This is a genomic window from Streptomyces sp. NPDC031340 (genome assembly GCF_055569945.1).
Genome location: NZ_JBVIIE010000081.1, coordinates 1 through 24,085, shown reverse-complemented (window position 1 = coordinate 24,085; position 24,085 = coordinate 1). Strand labels below are relative to the sequence as shown.

At 73.0% G+C, this 24,085-nt stretch carries 20 protein-coding genes and 1 pseudogene; 17 read left to right on the top strand and 4 right to left on the bottom strand.

Going from position 1 to position 24,085, the window contains the following annotated elements:
* Window positions 1–4: 4 nt before the first annotated feature.
* On the bottom strand, window positions 5–328 hold the full coding sequence (locus ACZ5GT_RS37845; RefSeq protein WP_469035680.1) for a DUF427 domain-containing protein: 324 nt from the start codon (window positions 326–328) through the stop codon (window positions 5–7).
* A 51-nt stretch (window positions 329–379) separates the two neighbouring features.
* Between ACZ5GT_RS37845 and ACZ5GT_RS37840 the strand changes: the two genes are divergently transcribed.
* The 9 genes from ACZ5GT_RS37840 to gatB all read left to right on the top strand — a co-directional run bounded on the left by ACZ5GT_RS37840 (window position 380) and on the right by gatB (window position 11,169).
* Entirely contained in the window at window positions 380–919 is a 540-nt protein-coding gene (locus tag ACZ5GT_RS37840; RefSeq protein WP_469035678.1) for an LOG family protein, read from the top strand.
* A 7-nt stretch (window positions 920–926) separates the two neighbouring features.
* The gene (locus ACZ5GT_RS37835) at window positions 927–1,616 is read left to right on the top strand and encodes an SDR family oxidoreductase (protein ID WP_469035676.1); all 690 of its coding nucleotides are present in this window, start codon (window positions 927–929) and stop codon (window positions 1,614–1,616) included.
* 30 nt (window positions 1,617–1,646) lie between these two features.
* Window positions 1,647–2,654: a methionine synthase gene (locus tag ACZ5GT_RS37830; RefSeq protein WP_469035674.1), complete on the top strand. Its 1,008-nt coding sequence runs from the start codon at window positions 1,647–1,649 to the stop codon at window positions 2,652–2,654.
* 15 nt (window positions 2,655–2,669) lie between these two features.
* On the top strand, window positions 2,670–4,862 hold the full coding sequence (gene ligA, locus ACZ5GT_RS37825; RefSeq protein ID WP_469035672.1) for an NAD-dependent DNA ligase LigA: 2,193 nt from the start codon (window positions 2,670–2,672) through the stop codon (window positions 4,860–4,862).
* A 269-nt stretch (window positions 4,863–5,131) separates the two neighbouring features.
* Entirely contained in the window at window positions 5,132–7,369 is a 2,238-nt protein-coding gene (locus tag ACZ5GT_RS37820) for a putative bifunctional diguanylate cyclase/phosphodiesterase (RefSeq protein WP_469035670.1), read from the top strand.
* 239 nt (window positions 7,370–7,608) lie between these two features.
* Window positions 7,609–7,905 carry an Asp-tRNA(Asn)/Glu-tRNA(Gln) amidotransferase subunit GatC gene (gene gatC, locus ACZ5GT_RS37815; protein ID WP_031117542.1) on the top strand — a complete coding sequence of 99 codons (297 nt, stop codon included), beginning with the start codon at window positions 7,609–7,611 and terminating at the stop codon, window positions 7,903–7,905.
* A gap of 4 nt (window positions 7,906–7,909) precedes the next feature.
* The gene (gene gatA, locus ACZ5GT_RS37810) at window positions 7,910–9,403 is read left to right on the top strand and encodes an Asp-tRNA(Asn)/Glu-tRNA(Gln) amidotransferase subunit GatA (protein WP_469035668.1); all 1,494 of its coding nucleotides are present in this window, start codon (window positions 7,910–7,912) and stop codon (window positions 9,401–9,403) included.
* Window positions 9,400–9,639 carry a hypothetical protein gene (locus tag ACZ5GT_RS37805; protein WP_324789701.1) on the top strand — a complete coding sequence of 80 codons (240 nt, stop codon included), beginning with the start codon at window positions 9,400–9,402 and terminating at the stop codon, window positions 9,637–9,639. The genes gatA and ACZ5GT_RS37805 overlap by 4 nt, the downstream gene beginning before the upstream one ends.
* Before the next feature lie 15 nt (window positions 9,640–9,654).
* Entirely contained in the window at window positions 9,655–11,169 is a 1,515-nt protein-coding gene (gene gatB / locus ACZ5GT_RS37800) for an Asp-tRNA(Asn)/Glu-tRNA(Gln) amidotransferase subunit GatB (RefSeq protein ID WP_469035666.1), read from the top strand.
* A gap of 75 nt (window positions 11,170–11,244) precedes the next feature.
* Here gatB and ACZ5GT_RS37795 read toward each other — a convergent pair whose 3' ends face one another.
* Complete coding sequence (locus ACZ5GT_RS37795; RefSeq protein WP_469035664.1) at window positions 11,245–12,048, bottom strand: SAM-dependent methyltransferase; 804 nt, start codon at window positions 12,046–12,048, stop codon at window positions 11,245–11,247.
* Window positions 12,049–12,176: 128 nt separating this feature from the next.
* On the opposite strand from ACZ5GT_RS37795, the gene ACZ5GT_RS37790 reads away from it, so the two are divergent.
* From ACZ5GT_RS37790 to ACZ5GT_RS37760, 7 genes and pseudogenes are all read left to right on the top strand, one after another.
* On the top strand, window positions 12,177–12,470 hold the full coding sequence (locus tag ACZ5GT_RS37790) for a hypothetical protein (protein WP_469035661.1): 294 nt from the start codon (window positions 12,177–12,179) through the stop codon (window positions 12,468–12,470).
* Window positions 12,471–12,659: 189 nt separating this feature from the next.
* On the top strand, window positions 12,660–14,924 hold the full coding sequence (locus ACZ5GT_RS37785) for an MMPL family transporter (protein ID WP_469035658.1): 2,265 nt from the start codon (window positions 12,660–12,662) through the stop codon (window positions 14,922–14,924).
* Entirely contained in the window at window positions 14,902–15,477 is a 576-nt protein-coding gene (locus ACZ5GT_RS37780; protein WP_469035656.1) for a GNAT family N-acetyltransferase, read from the top strand. Before ACZ5GT_RS37785 ends, ACZ5GT_RS37780 begins: the two co-directional genes overlap by 23 nt.
* A 35-nt stretch (window positions 15,478–15,512) precedes the next feature.
* Window positions 15,513–16,046, top strand: coding sequence for a hypothetical protein (locus ACZ5GT_RS37775; RefSeq protein WP_469035655.1), 534 nt, complete (start codon window positions 15,513–15,515; stop codon window positions 16,044–16,046).
* A 196-nt stretch (window positions 16,047–16,242) separates the two neighbouring features.
* Window positions 16,243–16,419, top strand: coding sequence for a hypothetical protein (locus tag ACZ5GT_RS37770; RefSeq protein ID WP_469035653.1), 177 nt, complete (start codon window positions 16,243–16,245; stop codon window positions 16,417–16,419).
* A gap of 509 nt (window positions 16,420–16,928) precedes the next feature.
* Window positions 16,929–19,966, top strand: a pseudogene (locus tag ACZ5GT_RS37765) (helix-turn-helix transcriptional regulator).
* A 42-nt stretch (window positions 19,967–20,008) separates the two neighbouring features.
* Window positions 20,009–20,302 carry a DUF6191 domain-containing protein gene (locus tag ACZ5GT_RS37760; RefSeq protein WP_469035651.1) on the top strand — a complete coding sequence of 98 codons (294 nt, stop codon included), beginning with the start codon at window positions 20,009–20,011 and terminating at the stop codon, window positions 20,300–20,302.
* Window positions 20,303–20,306: 4 nt separating this feature from the next.
* Here ACZ5GT_RS37760 and ACZ5GT_RS37755 read toward each other — a convergent pair whose 3' ends face one another.
* Window positions 20,307–21,473 (bottom strand): PQQ-dependent sugar dehydrogenase, encoded by a 1,167-nt coding sequence (locus tag ACZ5GT_RS37755; protein WP_469035698.1) that lies wholly within the window; start codon window positions 21,471–21,473, stop codon window positions 20,307–20,309.
* 179 nt (window positions 21,474–21,652) lie between these two features.
* Window positions 21,653–22,651, bottom strand: a complete 999-nt coding sequence (locus tag ACZ5GT_RS37750) for an aldo/keto reductase (protein ID WP_469035649.1) — start codon at window positions 22,649–22,651, stop codon at window positions 21,653–21,655.
* Between the two features lie 74 nt (window positions 22,652–22,725).
* Between ACZ5GT_RS37750 and ACZ5GT_RS37745 the strand changes: the two genes are divergently transcribed.
* Window positions 22,726–23,676, top strand: coding sequence for a 2-hydroxyacid dehydrogenase (locus tag ACZ5GT_RS37745; RefSeq protein WP_469035647.1), 951 nt, complete (start codon window positions 22,726–22,728; stop codon window positions 23,674–23,676).
* Window positions 23,677–24,085 lie beyond the last annotated feature (409 nt).

Sequence of the window (24,085 nt, the reverse complement as noted above, 5' to 3'; positions counted from 1 at the left end):
CCGCTCACGACACCTCCACTTCGTAGAAGCAGAGGTGGTCCTTGATCTCGCTCACCTCCGGCTTGGGGTCCGGATAGGCCCACACCAGGTCCGCCGCGCCGGGCAGCGACCAGTAGGAGGCCGTTCCCTTGAACGGGCAGTGGGTGTGGGTGCCGGACGGGGTCAGCAGGTCGAGGCGGACGTCCTCGGCGGGGATGTAGTACCGCGGCGGACAGCCCGTCTCACTCAGGACCAGGGCCCGTGAGGTCTCCGCGAGGACCTGGTCGCCGTGCACCGCGCGCACGCGCTGGTCGGCTTGCTCGATGGTGATCTTGTGTCCTTCGGCCATACCGGAAAAGCGCTCGCGGACGCCCGGATCTTCCCGCGTACGGTGACCCCCATGCGAATCTGCGTCTTTCTCTCCGCCGCCGACCTCCACGACCGTTACACCCGCCCCGCCCGCGAGTTCGCCGTCCTGCTGGGCAAGGGCGGGCACACGCTGGTGTGGGGCGGTTCGGACGTCGGCCTGATGAAGGTGGTCGCCGACGGCGTGCAGGAGGCGGGCGGCAGGCTCTGCGGCGTCTCCGTGGGCTTCCTGGCGGCGAAGGCGCGCACCGGCGCCGACGAGATGGTCATCGCCGCGGACCTCTCCGAGCGTAAGAGACTGCTGCTGGAGAAGTCGGACGCCGTGGTGATCATGGTCGGGGGCACCGGAACCCTCGACGAGGCCACCGAGATCCTGGAACTGAAGAAGCACGGCCACACGGAGAAGCCGGTCGTCCTGCTCAACACGGCCGGCTTCTACGACGGTCTGAAGGAGCAGTTCCGGCGCATGGAGGACGAGGGATTCCTGCCGCGCCCGCTGGCCGACCTGGTGTTCTTCGCCGAGGAGCCGGTCGGGGCACTGGCCTACCTGGAGGAGAGCGGCGGGCTGCGATGATGCGGGCATGGCTACACATGTGATCACCGGGGCGGGCTCCGGCATCGGCGCGGCCGTCGCCCGCCGCCTGCACGCGCGCGGGGACGACCTCGTGCTGCACGCGCGCGACGCCGGCCGCGCGAAGGAACTGGCGGCGCACTTCCCCGGCGCGCGGACGCTCGTCGGCGACCTGGCCGACCCGGACAGGCTGTCCTGGGCCTTCTCCCACCAGTCGCTCCCGGACCGCGTGGACAGCCTGCTGCACATCGCGGGCGTCGTCGACCTCGGCCCGGTCGGCGAACTGACCCCGAAGACGTGGCGCCACCAGCTCAACGTCAACCTGATCGCCCCCGCCGAGCTGACCCGCCATTTCCTCCCCCAGTTGCGCGCCGCACGCGGCCACGTCGTCTTCGTCAACTCCGGCGCCGGACTGACCGCCCACGCCGACTGGTCCGCGTACGCCGCCTCCAAGCACGGCCTGAAGGCGCTCGCCGACGCGCTGCGCCACGAGGAGCACGCCAACGGCGTCCGCGTCACCTCGGTCTACCCCGGCCGCACCGCCAGCCCCATGCAGGCCAGGGTCCACCAGCAGGAGGGCAAGGAGTACGACCCGTCGAAGTGGATCGACCCGGAGTCGGTCGCGACGGCGATCCTGATGGCCGTCGACCTGCCCGGCGACGCGGAGGTCAACGACCTGACGGTGCGCCCGGGGCGGTGAACCGGCGGGAATGTTCCGTAGGCTTCCCGGGTGAGCGAAAACAGCAAGGTCACCTTCGGCGCGGCCACCGGCGTCGGCTCCCTGCCGGGTGGAGACGCCCGCGAGGCCGCCAAGACCGCGACCGGGACCTTCGAGGACTTCCCGTTCCTGCCCGAGCTGCCCGCCCGCGGGCCCGGCGCCGACATGATCGGCCGGACCGCCGGGATGCTCGTCGAGCTGTACGCGCGGGTGGAACCCAGCGGATGGCGCCTCGGCGACCGGCCCGGCCGGGACACCAAACGGGCCCGGTCCTGGCTCGGCCAGGACCTCGACGCGCTGGAGGAGTTCACCCAGGGCTACCAGGGACCGCTGAAGGTGCAGGCCGTCGGCCCCTGGACGCTGGCCGCCGCGCTGGAGCTGAGGAACGGCGAGGCCGCGCTCTCCGACCCGGGCGCCTGCCGCGACCTGGCCGCCTCCCTGGCCGAGGGCCTGCGGCTGCACCTTCAGGAGGTACGACGCCGGGTGCCCGGCGCGCACCTCGTGCTCCAGCTCGACGAGCCGTCCCTGACCGCCGTGCTGCGCGGGCAGGTCAGGACCGCCAGCGGGTACCGCACCCACCGGGCCTTCGACCGGCAGGTCGTCGAGGCCACGCTCCGGGACCTGATCGGGGTGCACGGCGGCGGCCCCGTGGTGGTCCACTCGTGCGCACCGGACGTCCCGTTCGCCCTGCTGCGCCGGGCGGGCGCGGCGGCGGTCTCCTTCGACTTCTCGCTGCTCACCGAGCGTGACGACGACGTGATCGGGGAAGCGGTGGAAGGGGGCACCCGGCTGTTCGCCGGGATCGTGCCCGGGACGGACACCGCATTGTCAGACCCGGCCGGTAGCGTCATGGGGGTCAGGACGCTGTGGCGCAGGCTGGGGCTGCGACCGGGACTTCTCGCGGAGACGGTCACCCTCACCCCGGCGTGCGGACTCGCGGGCGCCTCACCCGGGTACGCGCGGGCGGCGCTCGCCCACTGCGTCCGGGCGGCGAGATCCCTCGCGGACAACCCAGAGTAACGGGAGGACAACACGGTGGCCGGCGACAAGCAAGCGGAGACGACGGTGCCCGCCGAGGCGCGGGAGAAGCACGCCCAGCTCGCTGAGCAGATCGAGGAGCACCGCTTCCGGTACTACGTGAAGGACGCTCCGGTCATCAGCGACGCGGAGTTCGACGAACTCATGCGCTCCCTGGAGGCCCTGGAGGAGGAGTATCCGGAGCTGCGCACCCCGGACTCGCCGACGCAGAAGGTCGCGGTCGAGTTCGAGACCGACCTCGCCGAGGTCGAACACCGCTCGCGCATGCTCTCCCTCGACAACGTCTTCGACGACGCCGGGCTCGCCGCGTGGGCCGAGCGCGTGCAGCGGGACGTCGGCACCTCCGACCACCACTTCCTGTGCGAGCTCAAGGTCGACGGCCTCGCGGTGAACCTGACCTACGAGGACGGCCGCCTGGTGCGCGCCGCCACCCGGGGCACCGGCCGGATCGGCGAGGACATCACGCCCAACGTGATGACGATCGGGGAGATCCCGCACCGGCTGAAGGGTGAGCGGGTCCCGCGGCTCGTCGAGATCCGCGGCGAGGTCTACTTCCCCATGGAGGCCTTCCAGGAGCTCAACGCGCGCCGGGTGGCGGCCGGCGAGAAGCCGTACGCCAACCCCCGCAACTCCGCCTCCGGTTCGCTGCGCCAGAAGGACCCCAAGGTCACGGCGACGCTCCCGCTGCACATGGTCGTCCACGGCGTCGGCGTCCTGGAGGGCTTCGACGGCCCCTCCCGCCTGTCCGGGGTGTACGACCTGCTCAAGACGTGGGGCCTGCCCACCTCCCCGCACAACCGGGTGGTCGACGACCTCGACGGCGTACGGGAGTTCATCACCTACTACGGCGAGCACCGGCACTCCGTGGCGCACGAGATCGACGGCGTGGTCGTCAAGCTCGACGAGATCCCGCTGCAGGGGCGGCTCGGCTCCACCTCGCGCGCGCCGCGCTGGGCCATCGCCTACAAGTACGCGCCGGAAGAGGTCAACACCAAGCTCGTCAACATCCGCGTCGGCGTGGGCCGCACGGGCCGGGTCACACCGTACGCCCAGGTCGAGCCGGTCACCGTGGCCGGTTCCGAGGTCGAGTTCGCGACCCTGCACAACCAGGACGTCGTCAAGGCCAAGGGCGTCCTCATCGGCGACACCGTGGTGCTGCGCAAGGCCGGTGACGTCATCCCCGAGATCCTCGGACCGGTCGTCGACCTGCGGGACGGCACCGAGCGGGAGTTCGTGATGCCGGCCGAGTGCCCCGAGTGCGGCACGCCGCTGCGGCCGATGAAGGAGGGCGACGTCGACCTGCGCTGCCCCAACGCCCGCGGCTGCCGCGCCCAGCTGCGCGAGCGCCTGTTCTACCTCGCGGGCCGCAAGGCCCTGGACATCGAGCACTTCGGGTACGTCGCCGCGGCCGCCCTCACCCAGCCGCTGGAGCCGAAGGACCCGCCGCTGAAGGACGAGGGCGACCTGTTCGGCCTCACCGTCGAACAACTGCTGCCCATCACGGCCTACGTCCTCGACCAGGACAGCGGCCTGCCCAAGCGTGACCCGGAGACCGGCGAGGAGAAGGTCGCCACCGTCTTCGCCAACAAGGAGGGCGCCCCCCGCAAGAACGCGCTCGCCATGCTGGAGAACATCGAGGCCGCCAAGGAACGCCCGCTCGCCCGCGTCCTCACCGGCCTGTCGATCCGTCACGTCGGCCCGGTCGCGGCCGAGGCGCTGGCCCGCGAGTTCCGCTCCATCGACCGCATCGAGCAGGCGAGCGAGGAGGAGCTCGTCGCCGTGGACGGCGTGGGCGACATCGTCGCCAAGGCCGTCAAGGAGTGGTTCGCCGAGGACTGGCACCGGGAGATCATCCGCAAGTGGAAGGCCGCCGGAGTGCGGCTGGAGGACGAGGGCGCCGGCGAGGACCAGGGCCCCCGCCCGCTGGAGGGCCTGACCGTCGTCGTGACCGGCACCCTGGAGGACTTCACCCGCGACGGCGCCAAGGAGGCGCTGCAGAGCTGCGGGGCGAAGGTCACCGGTTCGGTCTCGAAGAAGACGTCGTTCGTCGTCGTGGGTGACAACCCCGGTTCGAAGTACGACAAGGCGATGCAGCTGAAGGTTCCCGTCCTGAACGAGGAAGGGTTCGGCGTCCTGCTGGAAGAAGGGCCGGAAGCGGCTGCCGAAGTCGCGCTTTCGGCTGAGGAATAGCGGTTGAAGGCCACCCGATCGGCGCATATCAGATGCATACGGGTGGCGGGGGCGCATTCGGGCGACCGTTGGCGACCGCTGCCCGTGGAAGCCTTCTGCGGCCTACTGTTGAGAGGTGCGCCCGCCGCGCCCAGCCGCGGTCGGGGCATCCCCGCTGTCCTCGACGGGTCCGTGAGGACGGGGCAAGGGTTTTCCGACGCGGTGCCGTTGGCGGTTGTCGGGCATCGGGCCGCGGGGCGTGGGCACCGCCGGCTGTGAGAGGGACGGGAATGGAACCGACCGAGAGCGCCGCCCCCGAATCATGGCTGCGCCGGGGCCGGGCGACCGGCGTCCGGTGGGCGGGCCGGCGGGGCGTGCGGCCTTCGGAGCGTCCGGGCGCCCGGGCGGGCGCCACCGGGCAGTACACCGTGGCGGACGGCCGGAACGTCCGGCCGTTCCCCGTGGTGCCCGCGTCCGGAATGCCGGACGCCGACACCGAACGGAACCTGTCCTGGCCCCCGTTGCCCGCCGCGATCGTCACGGTCGCCGGGTTCGTCCTCGGCGCCGGCTTCTACCGGGCGTTCACCGGCACCCACGCGCTCTTCCCGGCCGGCACCGTCGGCTGGTCCCTGGCGGTCCTGACCGGCGTCATCGTCGGTCACCTGGTCATGCTCGGCCGCTCCCGCTGGTGGGGCGGCACCGGCTCCGGCGCCGCGCTGACCCTCGCCGTCCTGATGCTGTACGGCTGGGTGCCCGCCGGCATGGTCAGCCTCAGCGTCGTCGCCCTGGTCGGCGCCGCCCGGCGGGGCCGCTGGCGGCAGGGCGTGCTGCACGGCTCCGTGGACATCCTCGGCATCGGAGCCGGAGCCCTGGTGCTGGGCGCCTTCGGACGGGTGCCGTCGGTGGAGACGCCCTGGGACCCGGACACCTGGACCCTGTACGCCGCCCCCGCGGTGGTGCTGGTCGCCGTCGCCTACCTCGCGGTCACCCGCACCCTGCTGTGGTACCTGTACAGCCCCCGCGGCGGCGTGCCCACCGTCGCCCGCACCGCCCTGGTCAGGCATGGCCTGGTCGCGGTCGCGCTGCTCGGCATCGCCCCGCTGGTCTGCGTGGTGGCCGCCGCCCAGCCGCTGCTGCTGCCGCTGTTCGCGATCCCGCTGATCGCCCTCGACTCCACCCTGTGGATCGCCCGCGCCCGGGCGGAGGAGCAGTTGCGCGACCCGCTGACCGGGCTGCCCAACCGGCAGTGGCTGCTGGAACGCATCTGGACCGCGCTGGACGACGCCGAACGCATCGGCGCCCGCTCCGCCCTGATGCTCATCGACCTCGACCGCTTCCGGTCGGTCAACGACACACTCGGCCACCTCGCCGGCGACCGGCTGCTGCTGCAGATCGCCGACCGGCTGCGGCTGGCGCTGCCGCGCGGGGCGGAGGCCGCGCGGCTCGGCGGCGACGAGTTCGCCGTCTTACTGCCCGTCGCCGACTCCACGACGTCCGCGACCCGGGTGGCCCGCGGCCTCGTCGGCGCGCTCAGCTCCCCGCTCGACCTCGACGGGCTCACCCTCGTCCTGGAGGCCAGCGCGGGCGTCGCCGTCTTCCCCGACCACGCCCTGGACGCCGAGGGGATGCTGCGGCGGGCGGACGTGGCGATGTACCAGGCGAAGCGGGACCGCTCCGGCGTCGAGGTGTACGAGTCCAAGCGGGACTCGAACACGCCGGACCGGCTCGGACTGCTGGGCGACCTGCGCCGCGCCCTGGACGCGCACGAGGTGCAGCTGCACTACCAGCCCAAGGTCCGCTTCGACGGTCAGGTCGCCGGGCTCGAGGCGCTGGTGCGGTGGGTCCACCCCGAGCGGGGCAAGGTGCCGCCGGACGAGTTCATAGCGATCGCCGAGTCCTCCGGGCTGATGCCGCACCTCACCGAGTACGTGCTGGAGACGGCGCTCGGCCAGGTCGCCCGGTGGCGGTCGCAGGGGCTGTTCGTGCCGGTCGCGGTGAACGTGTCGCCGCGCGACGTCCACATCCCCGGGTTCGCGGGGTCCGTGGCGGCGCGACTGGCCCGGCACGGCGTCCCGGCGGGCGCACTGCAGCTGGAGATCACCGAACACGTACTGCTGGAGGACCCGCAGCGCGCCGCCGACACGCTCGCCGCGCTGACCGGGCACGGCGTGAAGATGTCCCTGGACGACTTCGGCACCGGCTACTCCTCGCTGGTGCATCTGCGGCGGCTGCCGGTCAGCGAGCTGAAGATCGACCGTTCCTTCGTGGCGCGGCTCGCGGTGGACACCGAGGACGCGGAGATCGTCCGCTGCACCGTCGACCTCGCGCACTCCCTCGGGCTGCTCGTCGTCGCCGAGGGCGTCGAGGACGACGAGACCTGGGAGCGCCTGCGCGACCTCGGCTGCGACGCCGTACAGGGCTGGCTGGTGGCCGCCGCCATGCCGGCCGAGGAGACCACGTCCTGGCTGCGGGCGCGCGGCTCCCGGGGCTGGCAGCGCCCGAAGGCCGCCCTGCCCGCCGCCGAGTGAACATCCCGCCCGCGCGTTCCGCCGGTACGGCCCGCCCACCCATTCCGCCCACGCGTTCCGCCCGCACGCAGCGCCCGCCCGGCCGCCCGGACAGCGGGGCCCGGGACGGTCGCCGGGGCTGAGCCGGGACCGTCGTCGGCGCCGAGCCGGGGCGGTGGAGGCAAACCGTTTCACGGTCACCCGCCCCCGACCCATAGGATTGGGCCAAACCACACACACTCACCCCAGAGGAACGCTGCATGCCTGGCATCACGCGCGAGGAGGTCGCCCACCTCGCCCGGCTGGCGCGTCTGGAGCTGAAGCCCGAAGAGCTCGACCACTTCGCGGGACAGCTGGACGACATCATCGGCGCGGTGGCCCGCGTCAGCGAGGTCGCCGACCAAGACGTACCGCCGACCTCGCACCCGCTCCCGCTGACGAACGTCATGCGGCCGGACGAGGTCCGTCCCTCGCTCACCCCCGAGCAGGCGCTCTCCGGCGCCCCGGCCCAGGAGCAGCAGCGTTTCAAGGTGCCGCAGATCCTGGGGGAGGACTGATCCCATGACGGACATCATCAAGCTCACGGCCGCCGAGACCGCCGCGAAGATCGCCTCCGGCGAGCTCACGGCCGTCGAGGTCACCGAGGCGCACCTGGCCCGCATCGAGGCCGTCGACGAGAAGGTGCACGCCTTCCTGCACGTCGACCGCGAGGGCGCGCTGGCCCAGGCCCGCGCCGTCGACGAGAAGCGGGCCAACGGGGAGAAGCTCGGCCCGCTGGCCGGCGTCCCCCTCGCGCTCAAGGACATCTTCACCACCGAGGGCGTGCCCACGACCGTCGGCTCGAAGATCCTCGAGGGCTGGATCCCGCCGTACGACGCGACCCTCACCAAGAGGCTGAAGGCCGCCGACGTCGTCATCCTCGGCAAGACCAACATGGACGAGTTCGCCATGGGGTCCTCGACGGAGAACAGCGCCTTCGGGCCCACCGGCAACCCCTGGGACCTCACCAGGATCCCCGGCGGCTCCGGCGGCGGCTCCTCCGCCGCGCTCGCCTCCTTCCAGGCGCCGCTCGCCATCGGCACCGACACCGGCGGCTCCATCCGCCAGCCCGCCGCCGTCACCGGCACGGTCGGCGTGAAGCCGACGTACGGCGCGGTGTCCCGCTACGGCATGGTCGCCTTCTCGTCCTCCCTCGACCAGGGCGGCCCCTGTGCCCGCACCGTCCTCGACGCGGCCCTGCTGCACGAGGTCATCGCCGGACACGACCCGCTCGACTCCACCTCCATCGACGCCCCGGTCCCGCCGGTCGTCGAGGCCGCCCTGAGCGGCAGCGTGGCGGGCATGCGCGTCGGCGTCGTGAAGCAGTTCCGCGGCGAGGGCTACCAGGCCGGCGTCATCCAGCGCTTCGACGAGTCGGTCGCGCTGCTGAAGGAGCTGGGCGCCGAGATCGTCGAGCTGGACTGCCCGTCCTTCGACCTCGCGCTGTCGGCGTACTACCTGATCGCGCCGTCCGAGTGCTCCTCCAACCTCGCCCGCTTCGACGGCCTGCGCTACGGCCTGCGCGTCGGCGACGACGGCGGGCACTCCGCCGAGGAGGTCACCTCCCTCACCCGTGAGGCGGGCTTCGGACCCGAGGTGAAGCGCCGCATCATGCTCGGTACGTACGCCCTGAGCTCCGGCTACTACGACGCCTACTACGGCAGCGCCCAGAAGGTGCGCACGCTCATCACGCGCGACTTCGAGAAGGCGTTCGAGCAGGTCGACGTGATCGTCTCGCCGACCACCCCCACCACCGCCTTCCCCATCGGCGAGCGCGCCGACGATCCGATGGCGATGTACCTGGCCGACCTGTGCACCATCCCGACCAACCTGGCGGGCAACGCGGCCATGTCCCTGCCCTGCGGTCTCGCCCCGGAGGACAACCTCCCGGTGGGCCTGCAGATCATCGCCCCCGCGCTCAAGGACGACCGCCTGTACAAGGTCGGCGCCGCCGTCGAGGCCGCGTTCGTGGAAAGGTGGGGCCACCCGCTGCTGGAGGAGGCTCCGTCGCTGTGAGCAAGCTGTCCAAGGCCAAGGACTTCAAGAAGTCCAAGTCCGGCACCTACCTGTCGATTGCCACCACCGCGTTCGGCGCGTTCGGTGTCGCCAAGCAGATCAAGAAGGCCCGCGCCGAGCAGGACACGCTCCGGCTGATCGACGCCACCGTGTCCGCGGTCGCGATCGTCACCGGCCTCGCCATCCTGTACCGCGAACTGAAGCGGCTGGGCGACGACGACGTCCTGCTGGGCTGAGAGGGAAGTTTCACCGTGACCACCACGACCGACCTGGTGTCGTACGAGGACGCGCTGGCGTCGTACGACCCCGTCATGGGCCTCGAGGTCCATGTCGAACTCGGCACCAAGACCAAGATGTTCTGCGGGTGTGCCACCGAACTGGGCGCCGAGCCCAACTCGCAGACCTGCCCGACCTGCCTCGGCCTGCCCGGCTCGCTCCCGGTCGTCAACGCGACCGGCGTCGAGTCCGCGATCAAGATCGGTCTCGCGCTGAACTGCGAGATCGCCGAGTGGTGCCGCTTCGCCCGGAAGAACTACTTCTATCCGGACATGCCGAAGAACTTCCAGACCTCCCAGTACGACGAGCCGATCGCCTTCGACGGCTACCTCGACGTGCAGCTGGAGGACGGCGAGACCTTCCGCGTGCAGATCGAGCGCGCCCACATGGAGGAGGACACCGGCAAGTCGACGCACGTCGGCGGCGCCACCGGCCGTATCCACGGCGCCTCGCACTCGCTCCTCGACTACAACCGCGCCGGCATCCCGCTCATCGAGATCGTCACCAAGCCGATCGTCGGCGCCGGCGACCGCGCTCCCGAGGTGGCCAAGGCCTACGTCCGTGAGCTGCGCGAGCTGATCAAGGCGCTGGGCGTCTCCGAGGCGCGCATGGAGATGGGCCAGATGCGCTGCGACGTGAACCTCTCGCTGATGCCGAAGGGCTCCGAGAAGTTCGGCACGCGCTCGGAGACGAAGAACGTCAACTCCCTGCGCTCCGTGGAGCGGGCGGCGCGTTACGAGATCCAGCGGCACGCGGCCGTGCTGTCCTCCGGCGGCACGATCGTCCAGGAGACCCGGCACTTCCACGAGGACACCGGGTCCACGACGTCGGGCCGGGTGAAGGAAGAGGCCGAGGACTACCGGTACTTCCCGGAGCCGGACCTGGTGCCGGTGGCGCCGTCGCGCGAGTGGGTCGAGGAGATCCGCGCCGCGCTGCCGGAGCTGCCGCTGGTGCGCCGCAACCGGCTGCGCGAGGAGTGGGGCGTCAGCGCCACCGACATGCAGGCCATCCTCAACGCCGGCGCCCTGGACCCGATCGTCGCCACGATCGACGCCGGAGCCGACGCGGCCTCCGCGCGCAAGTGGTGGATGGGTGAGCTGGCGCGCAGCGCCAACGAGTCCGGCAAGACGCTGGACGAACTGGCGATCACGCCCGAGCAGGTGGCCCGCGTCAGCGAGCTGGTGGCGTCCGGCGATCTGAACGACAAGCTGGCCCGCCAGGTCATCGAGGGCGTCCTCGCGGGCGAGGGCACCCCGGACGAGGTCGTCGACAAGCGCGGCCTGAAGGTCGTCTCCGACGAGGGCGCGCTCACCGCCGCCGTCGACGAGGCCATCGCCGGCAACCCGGGCGTCGCGGACAAGATCCGCGGCGGCAAGGTGGCCGCGGCCGGCGCCCTGGTCGGCGCCGTCATGAAGGCCACGCGCGGTCAGGCCGACGCGGCCCGCGTCAAGGAACTGATCCTGGAGAAGCTGGGCGTCGCGGAAGGCTGAGCGGCCCCGCGGCGGGAGACAGCCGCACACGGCCCCGGAGGACCACTGAGGTCCTCCGGGGCCGTTCCCGTCCACTCAGTCGCGGCGTCCCACGACGCGGGCGAAGCCGAGCAGGCGTCCCGCGTCGGCGCTCAGCAGGTCCACCGAGTCCCGCGCCGTCCGTGCCATGACCTCGTCGGTGCTCTCCTCGGCGCACACCTCGCTCCACAGCAGCCAGTCGCGCCAGCCGTCCGCCAGCCAGTCGGCCGTCTCCACGGTCACCGCGCCCGTGCGCGTCCAGTTCCGGCGCCACCAGGCGGGCGAATGGAACGCCCAGAACCCCGGATCCCAGTGCGGCGCCAGATGCGCGGGCGGCTCGGCCCCCTCGATCTCCTCCCGCAGCCCCGGCACCACGACGCCGATCCGCCCGCCCGGCTTCAGCAGCCGGGTCAGGGTGGGCAGGTAGAGGTCGTCGGTGCCGAAGTACTGGTAGGCGTCGATGCTCACGATCGCGTCGAAGGCGCCCTCGCTGAACGGCAGCTCGTGCGCCTCGGCGCGCACCGGCAGCACCCGGTCGGCGAAGCCCGCCTCGGCGACCCGGCGCGCGTTGTCGTCGGGGGCCACCCGCAGATCGGCCGCGGTGACCTGGAGGTCGTACTCCCGGGCGAGGAAGACGGAGGTCATGGCGCGGCCGCAGCCCAGGTCCAGCACGCGGGCGCCGGGGCGCAGGGCGTCCAGGCCGAGCGCGGGAGCCAGCCATTCCAGCAGCCACAGGGCGTGCGGGCCCATCTGGTTGTCGATGGTCCAGCGGACGTCGTAGTGGTTGCTGCGCGGGAATCGGGGGTGGGCCAGCCGGCCGGCGAGGTCCTCGGCCGGGGTCTCGAGTGCGGTGTCCGACATCGTTGAACGGGCTCCTTGCGTCCGGGGGGTCCATCGCAGCGCACAGGGATACGTCGGAGCCAGGCCGATTCCTCAAACCGTTGCCCCGCATCCGGCTTTCTCACCCGTACGAGGTACGCTCGCCCGCCATGAGTGGACGCGGTGATTCCGAGACCCCGGACGTCGCGGACCCCGCGCAGATGGCGCGCCGGGCCCGCTGGACGGCGGCCGGGACCGGGACGCTGCTGGCCCTCGCCGGGCTGGCCGCGTCGCTGCTCCGGCTCACCGGCGCCGCACCGGCCCTGGTACCGGCCGCCTACGCCCTCGGAGCCGTCGGCTGCGCCGCCGCCGCGGTCCTCGGCTCCCGGGGACGCACCCGGCGGGCGCTGTGGCTGCTGATCGCCGGGACGATGGTGATGGCGCTGGGGGACCAGTTCGACTGAGGCCACAGAGCAGCCGTTGCCGTCCTGTGACCTTCCTCCCGGTCCTGTGATTCGCCCCACGAGCGGCGCAAACGATCAGTTTCGCCTGCAAGAGTGCTTAACACATTGCTCATGCGTTCTTTGCGGGCTGTTCATGCCATGAACGTCTGTTCCCGGCCAAAGATCAAACAGTAACCCTGGGAGCACGTCGTGGCAGCCCTTGCACGCTGGTGTGTCCGGCACCGCCTGGTCGCGGTGCTGATCTGGCTCCTCGCCCTCGGCGGCACGGCCGCGGCCGCCGCCGTCACCGGCTCGGCGTACTCCAACGACTACGACGTCTCCGGCACCGAGTCGGGCCGCGCCACCCGGCTGCTCGAGCAGGGCTTCGGCGGCCTCGCCGGCGACAGCGACACCGTCGTCTGGCACACCACGTCCGGCACCGTCCGCGCCGCCGCCGTCGTGCAGACGATGACCAGGACCCTCGACCGGATCGGCGCCCTGCCCGGCATCGCCTCCGTGACCAGCCCCTACGGCGAGCAGGGCGCGGGCCGCATCAGCGCCGACGGACACACGGCGTACGCCACGATCACCTTCGCCGACCGCGTCGAGGACATCGACGCCGGCCGGGCGCGGGCCGTCGTCGCCGCGGCCGAGGCCGCCCGGACCGACGGGCTCCAGGTCGAGCTCGGCGGCAGCGCCGTCGCGCTCACCGAGCCCTCGGGCGGGCACCTCGCCGAGGCCGTCGGCGTGCTCGTCGCCGCCGTCGTGCTGTTCCTCGCCTTCGGCTCGCTCGCCGCCTCCGTGCTGCCCGTCGCCACCGCGCTGGTCGGCGTCGGCACCGCGTACGCGGGAATCGTGCTGCTCGGGCACCTCATGACGGTGGCCGACTTCGCGCCCATGCTCGGCGTGCTGATCGGACTCGGCGTCGGCATCGACTACGCGCTGTTCATCGTCACCCGGCACCGGCGCGGACTCAAACGCGGGCTGACCGTCACCGAGGCGGCCACGGACGCCGTGGCCACCACCGGACGGGCCGTGGTCTTCGCGGGTGCCACGGTTTGCATAGCCCTGCTGGGCATGCTGATCCTCAGGCTGAACTTCCTCAACGGCGTCGCGATCGCCGCCTCGCTGACCGTCGTCCTCACCGTCGCCGCCTCCGTCACCCTGCTGCCCGCCCTGCTGTCCCTCATCGGCATGCGCGCCCTCGGCCGGCGCGAACGACGGCGGCTCGACCGGTACGGACCCGAACCCGAACTGCCGACCGGGCTCGCCGCCCGCTGGTCGGCGTTGGTCGAGCGCCGCCCCAAGCTGCTCGGCGCGCTCGCGCTGGCCGTGATCACCGTCCTCGCCCTGCCGACGCTCTCCCTCCGCCTCGGCACCTCCGACCAGGGCAACGACCCGAAGACGTCCACCACCCGCCAGGCCTACGACCTGCTCGCCGCCGGCTTCGGCCCCGGCGTCAACGGCCCGCTGACCCTCGTCACGCGCGTCGGCGGCGCCGAGGACAAGCTCGCCCTCGACAGCCTCGACGCCACCCTGCGCGCCACCGAGGGCGTCGCGTCGGTGACCCCGGTGACCTACGACGCCGGCGGCACCACCGCCTACGTCGTCGTCGTCCCGGATTCGGCGCCGCAGTCGCAGCGCACCAGCGACCTCGTCCACCGGCTGCGCACCGAGGTGCTGCCGCGCGCCGAGACCGGCACCTCGCTCGACCTGCACGTCGGCGGCGTCACGGCGAGCTACGACGACTTCGCCGGCGTCATCGTCGGCAAGCTGCCGCTCTTCGTCGGCGTGGTCATCGGCCTGGGCTGCCTGCTCCTGCTGCTCGCCTTCCGGTCCGTCGCCATACCGGCCAAGGCCGCCGTCATGAACGTCGCCGCGGTCGCCGCCGCCTTCGGCGTCGTCGTGGTGATCTTCCAGTGGGGCTGGGGGAGCGACCTGCTGGGACTGGGCCGCGCCGGCCCCGTCGAGCCGTTCCTCCCCGTGATCATGGTGTCCGTCCTGTTCGGACTGTCCATGGACTACCAGGTCTTCCTGCTCAGCCGGATGTACGAGGAGTGGCTGGAGACCGGGGACAACCGGCGCGCCGTCCGCGTCGGGCTCGCCGAGACCGGCCGCGTGATCAACTCCGCCGCGATCATCATGATCTCCGTCTTCCTCGCCTTCGTGCTCAGCGGCGACCGCGTGATCGCGATGTTCGGCATCGCGCTCGCCTCCGCCGTCGCCCTGGACGCGTTCGTGCTGCGCACCCTCCTCGTCCCCGCCCTGATGCACCTGCTCGGCAGCGCCAACTGGTGGCTGCCGCGCCGGCTCGACGCCCGGCTGCCCCGTATCAGCATCGAGCCGCCCGAGTGCCGCGCCGCCCATGAGAGGCTGGCCGCGACCGGCCCGGGCGCGGGCAAGGGCACGGACGTCGAGGCGGCCGAGGCACTGGCGAAGGAGCGGGAGCGCGATGTACACGATGTCGCTGGGTGACGACGGAGCCGAACTGCGGCCCCTGGAGCCGTGGCACGCCGAGGAGTTCCTGGCGCACCTGGACCGGGGCCGGGACTTCATCGGGCAGTTCATCTCCTTCGGCTCCAGAGAGACCGACCTGGCCTCCGCGCGGGCCATGCTCCAGCGGTACGCCGACCTGCGCGCCGCCGACAGCGCCTCGCTGCACGGCCTGTGGCTGGAGGGCAAGCTGGTCGGCGGAGTGCTCTTCCTCAACTTCGACGCCGCAGGCGGCAACTGCGAGGTCGGCTGCTGGCTGGAGCCCGCGGGCACCGGGCGCGGCCTCGTCACCCGCGCGATGCGGGTGCTCATCGACCACGCCGTCGAGCAGCGCGGCATCCACCGCGTCGAGTGGGTCGCCGCCTCCGGCAACGAGGCCAGCCTGAACGTCGCCCGGCGCCTGGGGATGACCCGCGACGGAGTGCGCCGGGAGGCCCACCCCTATCGTGGGGTGCGGCACGATCTCGAGGTGTGGTCGATCCTGGCCCCCGAATGGCGCACGGCACGCGCGCGTGCCGACCACAACGATCATTAAGGTAGCTCTCAGAGAGCGTCCGTACGGTGCGAGGCATGGGAACGAAGACATTGGACGAGACCGGGCCCGAGGCCAACGAAGTGAAGCCCGGCGAGGAGACGGAGGACCTCACCGAGGCCCCCGGCGCCGATGACACGACCGGCGCGGGCGACACCGCCGGCCAGGAGGCCGGCCCCACGGGCGTCGGCCAGGGCGCGGGCGCCGTCGTCTCCGCCGCGCTGGGCGTCGTCTCGCTGACCGGCAGCTGGGTGGGAACCGTCGCCTCGGCGCGCGAGACGCTGGTCGGCCAGCTGGGGACCGCGTCGAACGCGAGCGTCGCCAAGCAGATCAAGGAGGTCTACGGCGACGCCTGGCAGACCACCGCGCTGTGGGGCGGCCTCTTCGCCCTGGCCGCGCTGCTCGTCGGCGTCTTCGTCCTCGCCCGGCCGGCCTTCGGGGCCCCCGGGAAGCCGCAGGCGCCGTGGATCAAGTCGGTCGCCTGGGCGGGTGTCTCGCTCGGAGTCATCGGCCTGCTGCTGGCCGTCCTGAAGTACACCGACGTCCTGCTCGGACTGCCGTCCGCGAGCTAGTCACCGCAGATCCTGAGGGGTCTTAGGTCATCCGTCAGCGCCTTACGGATGCCCTGAGGCCCCTTACTCGTGTCCGGGGCCCCGGCCGGACGCGAAGATGCGGAACTCTCCCGATGTGGCGCACCCCCCTGGGAGACGAAGGTTGAGGCATCGCACCGAGCGAAGCCGAGAACCGACATCGTCCGAGGGACACGCCATGTACGAGTACGAACTCCAGCAGATCCGTTCCGCCGAGCTGATCCGGCGGGCCGAGAACGAGCGGCTGGCCCGCGAGGCCGTCCGCCACCGCCGCGCCGCCCGCAGCGAGGCCGCCGGGAGCGAGGCGCATAGTCGCCGCCCCCGCCGGCTCCGCTCCGCCCGCGCCACCACATGACCACGCGGGCCCGGCCGGGCGGCCGCACCGGGGACGACCGCCCGACCGCACCCGGGAAGCCCCGGCCCACGGCCGCAGCGACGCGACCGAACCCGACCGCCCGGGCCACCGACACCCAGGCCGGACGGGAACCCGGCGCTGCGGCGGACGGCGTCGGTGACCGTGACACAGGTGTCGTGAGGGAGCCCGCCCCCGTGGTGAGTGTCGGGGCCGTCGACCGCGTGGCCGGACGGGAGCCCGGCACCCCGGCCGCGCGGGAACCCGGCGCCGTGAGGGACGGCGCAGGCGACCGCGGCACGGGGGCCGTGCGGGAGCGCACGGCCGGGGCGGAGGCCGGGGCCGTCGACCGCGTGGCCGCGCGGCAGCCTGGCGCGGCGGGCGTCGGCGCAGGTGGGCGCGCTGCCGGAGCCTCTGGAGAGGGCGTCGGCGCAGGTGGGCCTGCGGCCGGGGCTTCCGGGGCGGGCGCCGGCGCCCGGAAAACCGGTGACGCGTCGTCGGATGCCCGTGCGATGCTCGGGCTCGTGGAGAACTGGTCCGTCAGTCCGGTGTTCGTCGGCCGCGCCGAAGAACTGGGCGCGCTGAACGACGCGCTCGCCCGGGCGTCCGCGGGCGAGCCGCAGGCGCTGCTGATCGGCGGCGAGGCCGGGGTCGGCAAGACCAGGCTGGTCGAGGAGTTCGCCACCGCCGCCGGCCAGCAGGGCGCCGTCGTCGCGCTCGGCGGCTGCGTCGAGATCGGCGCCGACGGCCTGCCCTTCGCGCCCTTCTCCAGCGCCCTGCGCGCCCTGCGCCGGGAACTGCCCGACGAGGTCGCCGCCGCGGCCGCCGGCCAGGAGGAGGAACTCGCCAGGCTCCTCCCCGAGGTCTGCGAGGCGAGCCCGGGACGCCACGACGAGGAGGGCATGGCGCGCCTCTTCGAGCTCACCGCCCGGCTGCTGGAACGCGTCGCGGCCGACCACACCGTCGTCGTAGCCCTGGAGGACCTCCACTGGGCCGACGCCTCCACCCGCCACCTGCTGGCCTACCTCTTCCGCACCCTGCGCAGCGGCCGCCTCGTCGTCCTCGCCACCTACCGCGCCGACGACATCCACCGCCGCCACCCGCTGCGCCCCCTGCTCGCCGAACTCGACCGGCTGCGCACGGTCCGCCGCATCGAACTCCGCCGGTTCAACCGCGACGAGGTCGGCCGTCAGATCGCCGGCATCCTGGCCCGGGAACCCGACCCCGCGAGGGTCGACGCCATCTTCGAACGCTCCGACGGCAACGCCTTCTTCGTCGAGGAACTCGCCGTCGCCGCCCACGAAGGCTGCCGCACCGGCCTCACCGACTCCCTCCGCGACCTGCTCCTGGTCCGCGTCGAGGGCCTGCCCGAGACCGCCCAGCGGGTCGTCCGGATCGTCGCCGAGGGCGGCTCCACCGTCGAGTACCGGCTGCTGGCCGCGGTTGCCCGGCTCGCCGAGGACGACCTCATCGAGGCGCTGCGGGCCGCCGTGAACGCCAGCATCCTGCTCGCCGTACCGGCAGGCGACGGCTACCGCTTCCGCCACTCCCTGGTCCGCGAGGCCGTCGGCGACGACCTGCTGCCCGGCGAGCGCTCCCGTCTCAACCGCCGCTACGCCGAAGCCCTCCAGGCCGATCCGACGCTGGTGCCCGCCGACGAACGCGTCACGCGCCTGGCCAGCTACTGGTACCACGCCCACGACCCGGCCAAGGCCCTCCCCGCCGTCCTGGACGCCTCCGTCGCCGCCCGCTGCCGTCACGCCTACAGCGAGCAACTGCGCCTGCTGGAGCGGGCCATGGAGCTGTGGGACACCGCCCCCGAGGACGTCCGGGCGGCGCTGCCGCTGAGCGACTACACCGAGGTCTACGCCCCCTGCGGCTGCGACCCGGCCGACACACCGCTGCACTACCTCGACCTCATGGCCGAGGCCGCCGCCGCCGGACGGCTGTGCGGGGAACGCGAACGCGCCCTGAAGATCACCAAGCGGGCGCTGCACCTGCTGGAGAACGAGCACGACCCGCTGCGCGCGGCCTGGTTCTGGACGCAGCGCGCGATCCTGGTGCAGAGCCAGGGGCGCGGCGACGGCTGGAAGGAACTGGCTCCGCCCAGGAACTGGTGCGCGGCCTGCCGCCCTCCGAGGTGCACGCCGAGGTGCTGGCCCAGGTGGCGGGCTGGTCGATGCTGCGAGCGCCCGGCCCGCAGGCCTTCGCCGCGGCGGAACGCGCGGTGCAGTACGCGCGCATGGTGGGCGCGCGGGAGACCGAGATCAACGCGCGTCTGACGCTGGGCGGCCTGATGGTCGACGCGGGCGACACCGAGGCGGGCCTCGCCGTGATGTACGAGGTCAAGGAACGGGCCGTCGCGGACCGCGTCACCCGGGTCGCGGGCCGCGCGTACGTCAACCTGCCCTCGGAACTGGAGTCGGTGGGACGCTCCGCGGAGGCCGTCGCCCTGCTGGAGGAGGGCGTCGCCCACACCCGCCGCTTCGGGCTGCTGAACTCCGAGGCGTGGGTGTGGGCCAACCTCTCCGACTCGCTGTACTCGCTGGGCCGTTGGGACGAGGCCGTCGAGGCGGCGAACAACGCGCTGCGGCGCGGACAGAACTCCAAGCCCCAGGGCGCGGGCGCCCTCACCCTGGCCCAGGTCGCGCTGGCCCGCGGCGACACGGCCGAGGCGGCCCGCCGACTCGCCGCCGCCGACGGCTACTTCGGCACCCACGACCCCATGCCCCAGCAGTCCCTGCCGCTCACCGGGCTCACCGCCGGCGTCGCCGCGGCCGAGGGCCGCCTCCTCGACGTCCGCGTCGCACTGCGCCGCGCCCTCGCCGACGGCATCCCGCCCGGCACCCAGCGCCACATCTGGTCCCTGCTGCGCGGCGCGGCCACCGCCGAAGCGGACGCCCGCTCCCTGCCCGCCGCCCGGCAGGGCCGTGCCGAGGCCCTCGGGCGCATCGCCGACGCCGCCAGGCAGACCCCCGCCGACGCCCCGCTCTGGGTCGCCCACGAGCAGTGGGTCCGCGCCGAACTCCAGCGGGCCGAGGGCCGCGACACCGCCGACGCCTGGTCGGACGTCGTCACCGCCTTCGAACGCCTGGAGCGCCCCTACGAGCTGGCCCTCGTCCGCCACCGTCTGGCCGCGGCCCTGCTCGCGACGGGCGGCGACGACGAGCGCGAGCGCGCCGCGGAACTGCTCCGGCTCGCCCACGCCGTCGCCGGCCACGTCGGCGCCCGCCCGCTCGCCGACGCCGTCACCCTGCTCGCCCAGCGCGCCCGGCTTCCCCTCACCCACGTCCCGGACCCGCGTCCCGCCCCCGCCGACCCCACCCGGGCCCTCGGCCTCACCAGCCGGGAACGGGACGTGCTGCGCCTGGTCTCCGCCGGCCGCACCAACCGCCAGATAGCGGAGGAACTCTTCATCTCCCCGAAGACCGCCAGCGTCCACGTCTCGAACATCCTGGCCAAGCTCGGCGTCTCGGGAAGGGGGGAGGCGGCGGCCGTGGCCCACCGGCTGGGACTGTTCCCCGCCGAACCGCTCGGCGCCCCGCCGTGACCGGCCGGGCGTACGCTGTCAGGACCGGCAGGGGGAGGCCCCGTGTTCAACATGTTCGAGGAACTGTTCGCGCCCGGCCGCAAACACACCCGGGACGAGCAGAAGCGGCTGGAGCTGACCCGGGAGGACGTGGGCGACCAGGATCCCGGCCGCGGCCCGATAGACCTCGCCTCCGGGAAGGTCGTCGTCCGGCCGCCCGTGGCGGAGCGGACCGCCCAGGCTGACCCGGGCGGGAAGCGGGAACCCTCGGAACAGCCCCCTTCGGAAGAGCCCCGCTCGGAACAGCCCCCTTCGGAACGGCCCCGTTCGGAACAGCCCCCTTCGGAACGGCCCTGAGGGCCTACGTCACCTTCAGCTCCAGGATCCGGTCGTCGCCGCTCTTGGGGGTGCCGCGCCCGTCCGTCTCGCTCGTCACCAGCCACAGCCTGCCGTCGCCCGCCGGGGCGACCGTGCGCAGCCGGCCGTACTCGCCCTTGAGGAACGCCTGCGGCTTCGCCGACACCGCGGTGCCGTTCAGGGGGACGCGCCACAGGCGTTCGCCCCGCAGGGACGCCATCCAGATCACGCCGTCGACGTAGGCGATGCCGCTGGGGGAGGCGTCGTCGGTGTGCCACTGCGCGACCGGGTTGTGGTACTTCGGGTCGGAGGACCGTCCCTCGGCCTTCGGCCAGCCGTAGTTGCCGCCCGGCTTGATCGCGTTCAGCTCGTCCCAGGTGTCCTGGCCGAACTCCGAGGCGAACAGGCGCTGCTTCGAGTCCCAGGCGAGACCCTGCACGTTGCGGTGGCCGTAGGAGTACACCGGCGAGTCCGGGAACGGGTCGCCCGGCGCCGGCTCGCCCTCCGGCGTCAGGCGCAGGATCTTGCCGGCCAGCGACCTGGTGTCCTGGGCCAGTCCCCGCTCGCCGGTCTCGCCCGTGCCCGCGTACAGCATCCCGTCCGGGCCGAAGGCGATCCGGCCGCCGTTGTGGATCACGCCCTTGGGGATGCCCCTGAAGACCGTGTCGGGGGCGCCCAGTTGCTCGCCGGCCGGCTTCTTCTCGTCGTACAGCATGCGCACGATGCGGTTGTCGGAGGCCGAGGTGAAGTAGGCGTAGATCATGTGGTCGGAGGCGTAGTCGGGGGACAGGGCGATGCCCAGGAGGCCGCCCTCTCCGGCCGGGGAGACCCCGGACACCTTGCCCAGCTCGGTCTTCCTGCCCGTCCGGGTGTCGACCCGGGTGATGGTCCCCTGGTCGCGCGAGGAGACGAGGAGGCCGCCCCCGGGGAGGGGCGCCAGGCCCCACGGGGTGTCCAGGCCCTCGGCGACCGTGCGCAGCACCTTGACCGAGCCCTTGGCGGGCGGGATCTGGCCGGCCGTCTGCCGCGAGGTCGAGGACGGCGCGGTCGTCGCGGTCGAGGCCGTGCCGCCGGCGCCCGGCGGCAGGCCGCCCGACCCGGAGGAGCAGCCGGCCGTGAGCAGCAGCGCGGTCGCGGCCCATATGGCCGGCACAGCTCGTCGTCGCACGATCTTGGTCCCTTCGAGGCGGCGTGCAGCGGCAGGTTCCGCGTCCTCTTGTCCTACTTGTCTTACACCGTTCGCGCCGCACGGGTTCCCGGTCGGGCGAACCCGTACCGCCCGCCGCCCCGGCCGCCCGCCAGGCCCGCCCCCGCGGGCGGCCCTTGTTCGGCCCCCGCGGGGACCCCCGTTCAGTCCCAGGACCCCTGCGCCGGCGGCAGCCGTGCCACGTCCGCGAGGTCCCCGGCCGTGAGCCGGAGGGCGGCCGCCGCCGCGTTCTCGGCCGCCCACCGCTCCTGCTTCGTCCCCGGCACCGGGACCACGTGCCGGCCCTGCGCCAGCACCCACGCCAGCGCCACCTGGGCGGGCGTCACACCGGCGCCGTGCCGTGCCGCGATCCGGCGCAGGCCGACCACGATCGGCTGGTTCGCCGCCATCATCTCCGCGGTGAAGCGCGGGTGACGGGCGCGGATGTCGTCCGGTTCGAAGCCCTCGCCGGGGGTGAGCGTTCCGGACAGGAAACCGTTGCCGAGCGGCATCGCCGCCAGGAAGCCGACACCGCGCGCCTCGCACCACGGCAGCAGCGACTCCAGCGCCTCCCGCGACCACACCGACAACTCGGCCTCGACCGCGCTCACCGGGAAGACCTGCTGCACCCGCCGCAACTGCCGCAGCGTGGCGTCGTACAGCCCGCCGCCGGACCGTCGGCCGCCGCGCGCGCCCACCGCGCACAGCCCCAGCGCCCGCACCTTCCCGGCCCGGACGAGATCCGCCATCGCGCCCCACGTCTCCTCGACCGGGACCTCGGGATCCGCGCGGTGCAGTTGGTAGAGGTCGATGACGTCCGTCTGCAGGCGTCTGAGGGAGGCGTCGCAGGCCCGCTTCACATAGCCGGGGCGGCCGTTGGCCACGATGTGCTGCTCGCCCACCAGCAGACCGACCTTCGTGGAGACGAAGGCGTCCCGGCGGCGCTCCTTCAACACCCGCCCCAGCAGCAGCTCGTTGGTGAAGGGGCCGTACATGTCGGCGGTGTCCAGGAGGGTCGAGCCCAGGTCCAGCGCCCGGTGCACCGCCCTGAGCGACTCGTCGCCCCGCTGCCGCGACCCGCTGTACGCCCAGCTCATCGGCATGCACCCGAGGCCGACGGCCCCCACCGCGAGTGCCCCCGCGCCGATCGTCCTGCGCTCCACCTGCTCGTGACCCTCCCTTTCCCGGCCCCCAACCTAACCTCTGCGCCGCCAGGAACCTGACATAGCCTCCTGGCATGACTGCTGACGTGTGGCTCCCCATCCCGCCGGACGACATCGAAGGGCTCCCCGAAGGGCCGGACTACCGCTTCTGGGACGGCGGCGAGGAGTTCCCCGCGGACCCCGCCGACTGCGCCTTCTACGTCGTCCCCTACATGAAGCCCAGTGCGATCGGAGTGCGTCCGCTGCCCGCGATGAGGGGTGTGCGGGTCGTACAGACGCTGACGGCCGGCATCGACCACGTGGTGCCCGGGCTCGGGCACCTGCGTCCAGGCGTACGACTGTGCAATGCGCAGGGGGTGCACGAGGCGAGCACCGGCGAGCTCACGCTCGCGCTGATCCTCGCGTCGCTGCGCGGCATCCCCGACTTCGTGCGGGCGCAGGAACGGGGGGAGTGGCTGGGCGGGTTCCGGCCCGCGCTGGCCGACCGGACCGTCCTCATCGTGGGTTACGGCTCGATCGGATCCGCGCTCGAGGACCGGCTCGTTCCCTTCGAGGTCGCGCGGGTGGTGCGCGTCGCGCGCTCCGCACGCACCACGGAGCGCGGTCCGGTGCATCCGCTCACCGACCTGCCCGCCCTGCTGCCCGAGGCGGACGTCGTAGTCCTGTCCACGCCCCTCACCGAGACCACCCGCCACCTGGTCGACGCCGGCTTCCTGGCCCGGATGAAGGACGGCTCGCTCCTCGTCAACGTCGCCCGCGGCCCGGTCGTCGACACCAAGGCGCTGCTCACGGAGTTGGAGAGCGGCCGGATCACCGCGGCCCTCGACGTCACCGACCCCGAGCCGCTGCCCCGCGACCACCCCCTGTGGCGCGCTCCGGGCGTGCTGATCAGCCCGCACGTCGGCGGACCCAGCTCCGCCTACCTGCCGCGCGCCAAGCGCCTGCTGGCCGACCAGTTGACCCGGTTCGTGAACCGGGAGCCACTGCGCAACGTGATCCTTACGACAGGCGCGAACGAGGCGTGACGCGGGCGGCCCGAGCGCCGCGCGCCACCGGCGCAACAGGCGTGCGATCCGCTTCCGGTACCCTCCGCAATCCCCCGGAAGCGGTGCGTGCCCGCATCACCGCAGGTCGTCACGGAGCGTAGAGGAGCTATGTCCCTGAGTGACGATCCTGGTGTATCGTCCCGACAGGGGCTGCGCCGCGCACCGTTCGGCGCCGGGGACGGACTTGAGACTGTGAGGGGGGCGACGGGCGATGCACGGCCTATGGACGAACGATCCGACGCGGCGGAGCCGCCGCCGGCGACCCTGGGGGGGGGGGGGGGGGGGGGGGGGGGGACACACCAAGCACAGCCTCCGTCCCCCCCCCCCCCCCCACGACCGTCCCCCCCACAAGCAAAACACCCCGCGGCGGGAGGGGGGGCTTGTGCCG

What these genes read in the sequence shown, in the direction of transcription:
- ACZ5GT_RS37845 (WP_469035680.1), bottom strand. Translation starts at nt 328, where the DNA reads ATGGCCGAAGGACACAAGATCACCATCGAGCAAGCCGACCAGCGCGTG.
- ACZ5GT_RS37840 (WP_469035678.1), top strand. Translation starts at nt 380, where the DNA reads ATGCGAATCTGCGTCTTTCTCTCCGCCGCCGACCTCCACGACCGTTAC.
- ACZ5GT_RS37835 (WP_469035676.1), top strand. Translation starts at nt 927, where the DNA reads ATGGCTACACATGTGATCACCGGGGCGGGCTCCGGCATCGGCGCGGCC.
- ACZ5GT_RS37820 (WP_469035670.1), top strand. Translation starts at nt 5,132, where the DNA reads ATGGAACCGACCGAGAGCGCCGCCCCCGAATCATGGCTGCGCCGGGGC.
- gatC (WP_031117542.1), top strand. Translation starts at nt 7,609, where the DNA reads ATGCCTGGCATCACGCGCGAGGAGGTCGCCCACCTCGCCCGGCTGGCG.
- gatA (WP_469035668.1), top strand. Translation starts at nt 7,910, where the DNA reads ATGACGGACATCATCAAGCTCACGGCCGCCGAGACCGCCGCGAAGATC.
- ACZ5GT_RS37795 (WP_469035664.1), bottom strand. Translation starts at nt 12,048, where the DNA reads ATGTCGGACACCGCACTCGAGACCCCGGCCGAGGACCTCGCCGGCCGG.
- ACZ5GT_RS37790 (WP_469035661.1), top strand. Translation starts at nt 12,177, where the DNA reads ATGAGTGGACGCGGTGATTCCGAGACCCCGGACGTCGCGGACCCCGCG.
- ACZ5GT_RS37780 (WP_469035656.1), top strand. Translation starts at nt 14,902, where the DNA reads ATGTACACGATGTCGCTGGGTGACGACGGAGCCGAACTGCGGCCCCTG.
- ACZ5GT_RS37775 (WP_469035655.1), top strand. Translation starts at nt 15,513, where the DNA reads ATGGGAACGAAGACATTGGACGAGACCGGGCCCGAGGCCAACGAAGTG.
- ACZ5GT_RS37770 (WP_469035653.1), top strand. Translation starts at nt 16,243, where the DNA reads ATGTACGAGTACGAACTCCAGCAGATCCGTTCCGCCGAGCTGATCCGG.
- ACZ5GT_RS37745 (WP_469035647.1), top strand. Translation starts at nt 22,726, where the DNA reads ATGACTGCTGACGTGTGGCTCCCCATCCCGCCGGACGACATCGAAGGG.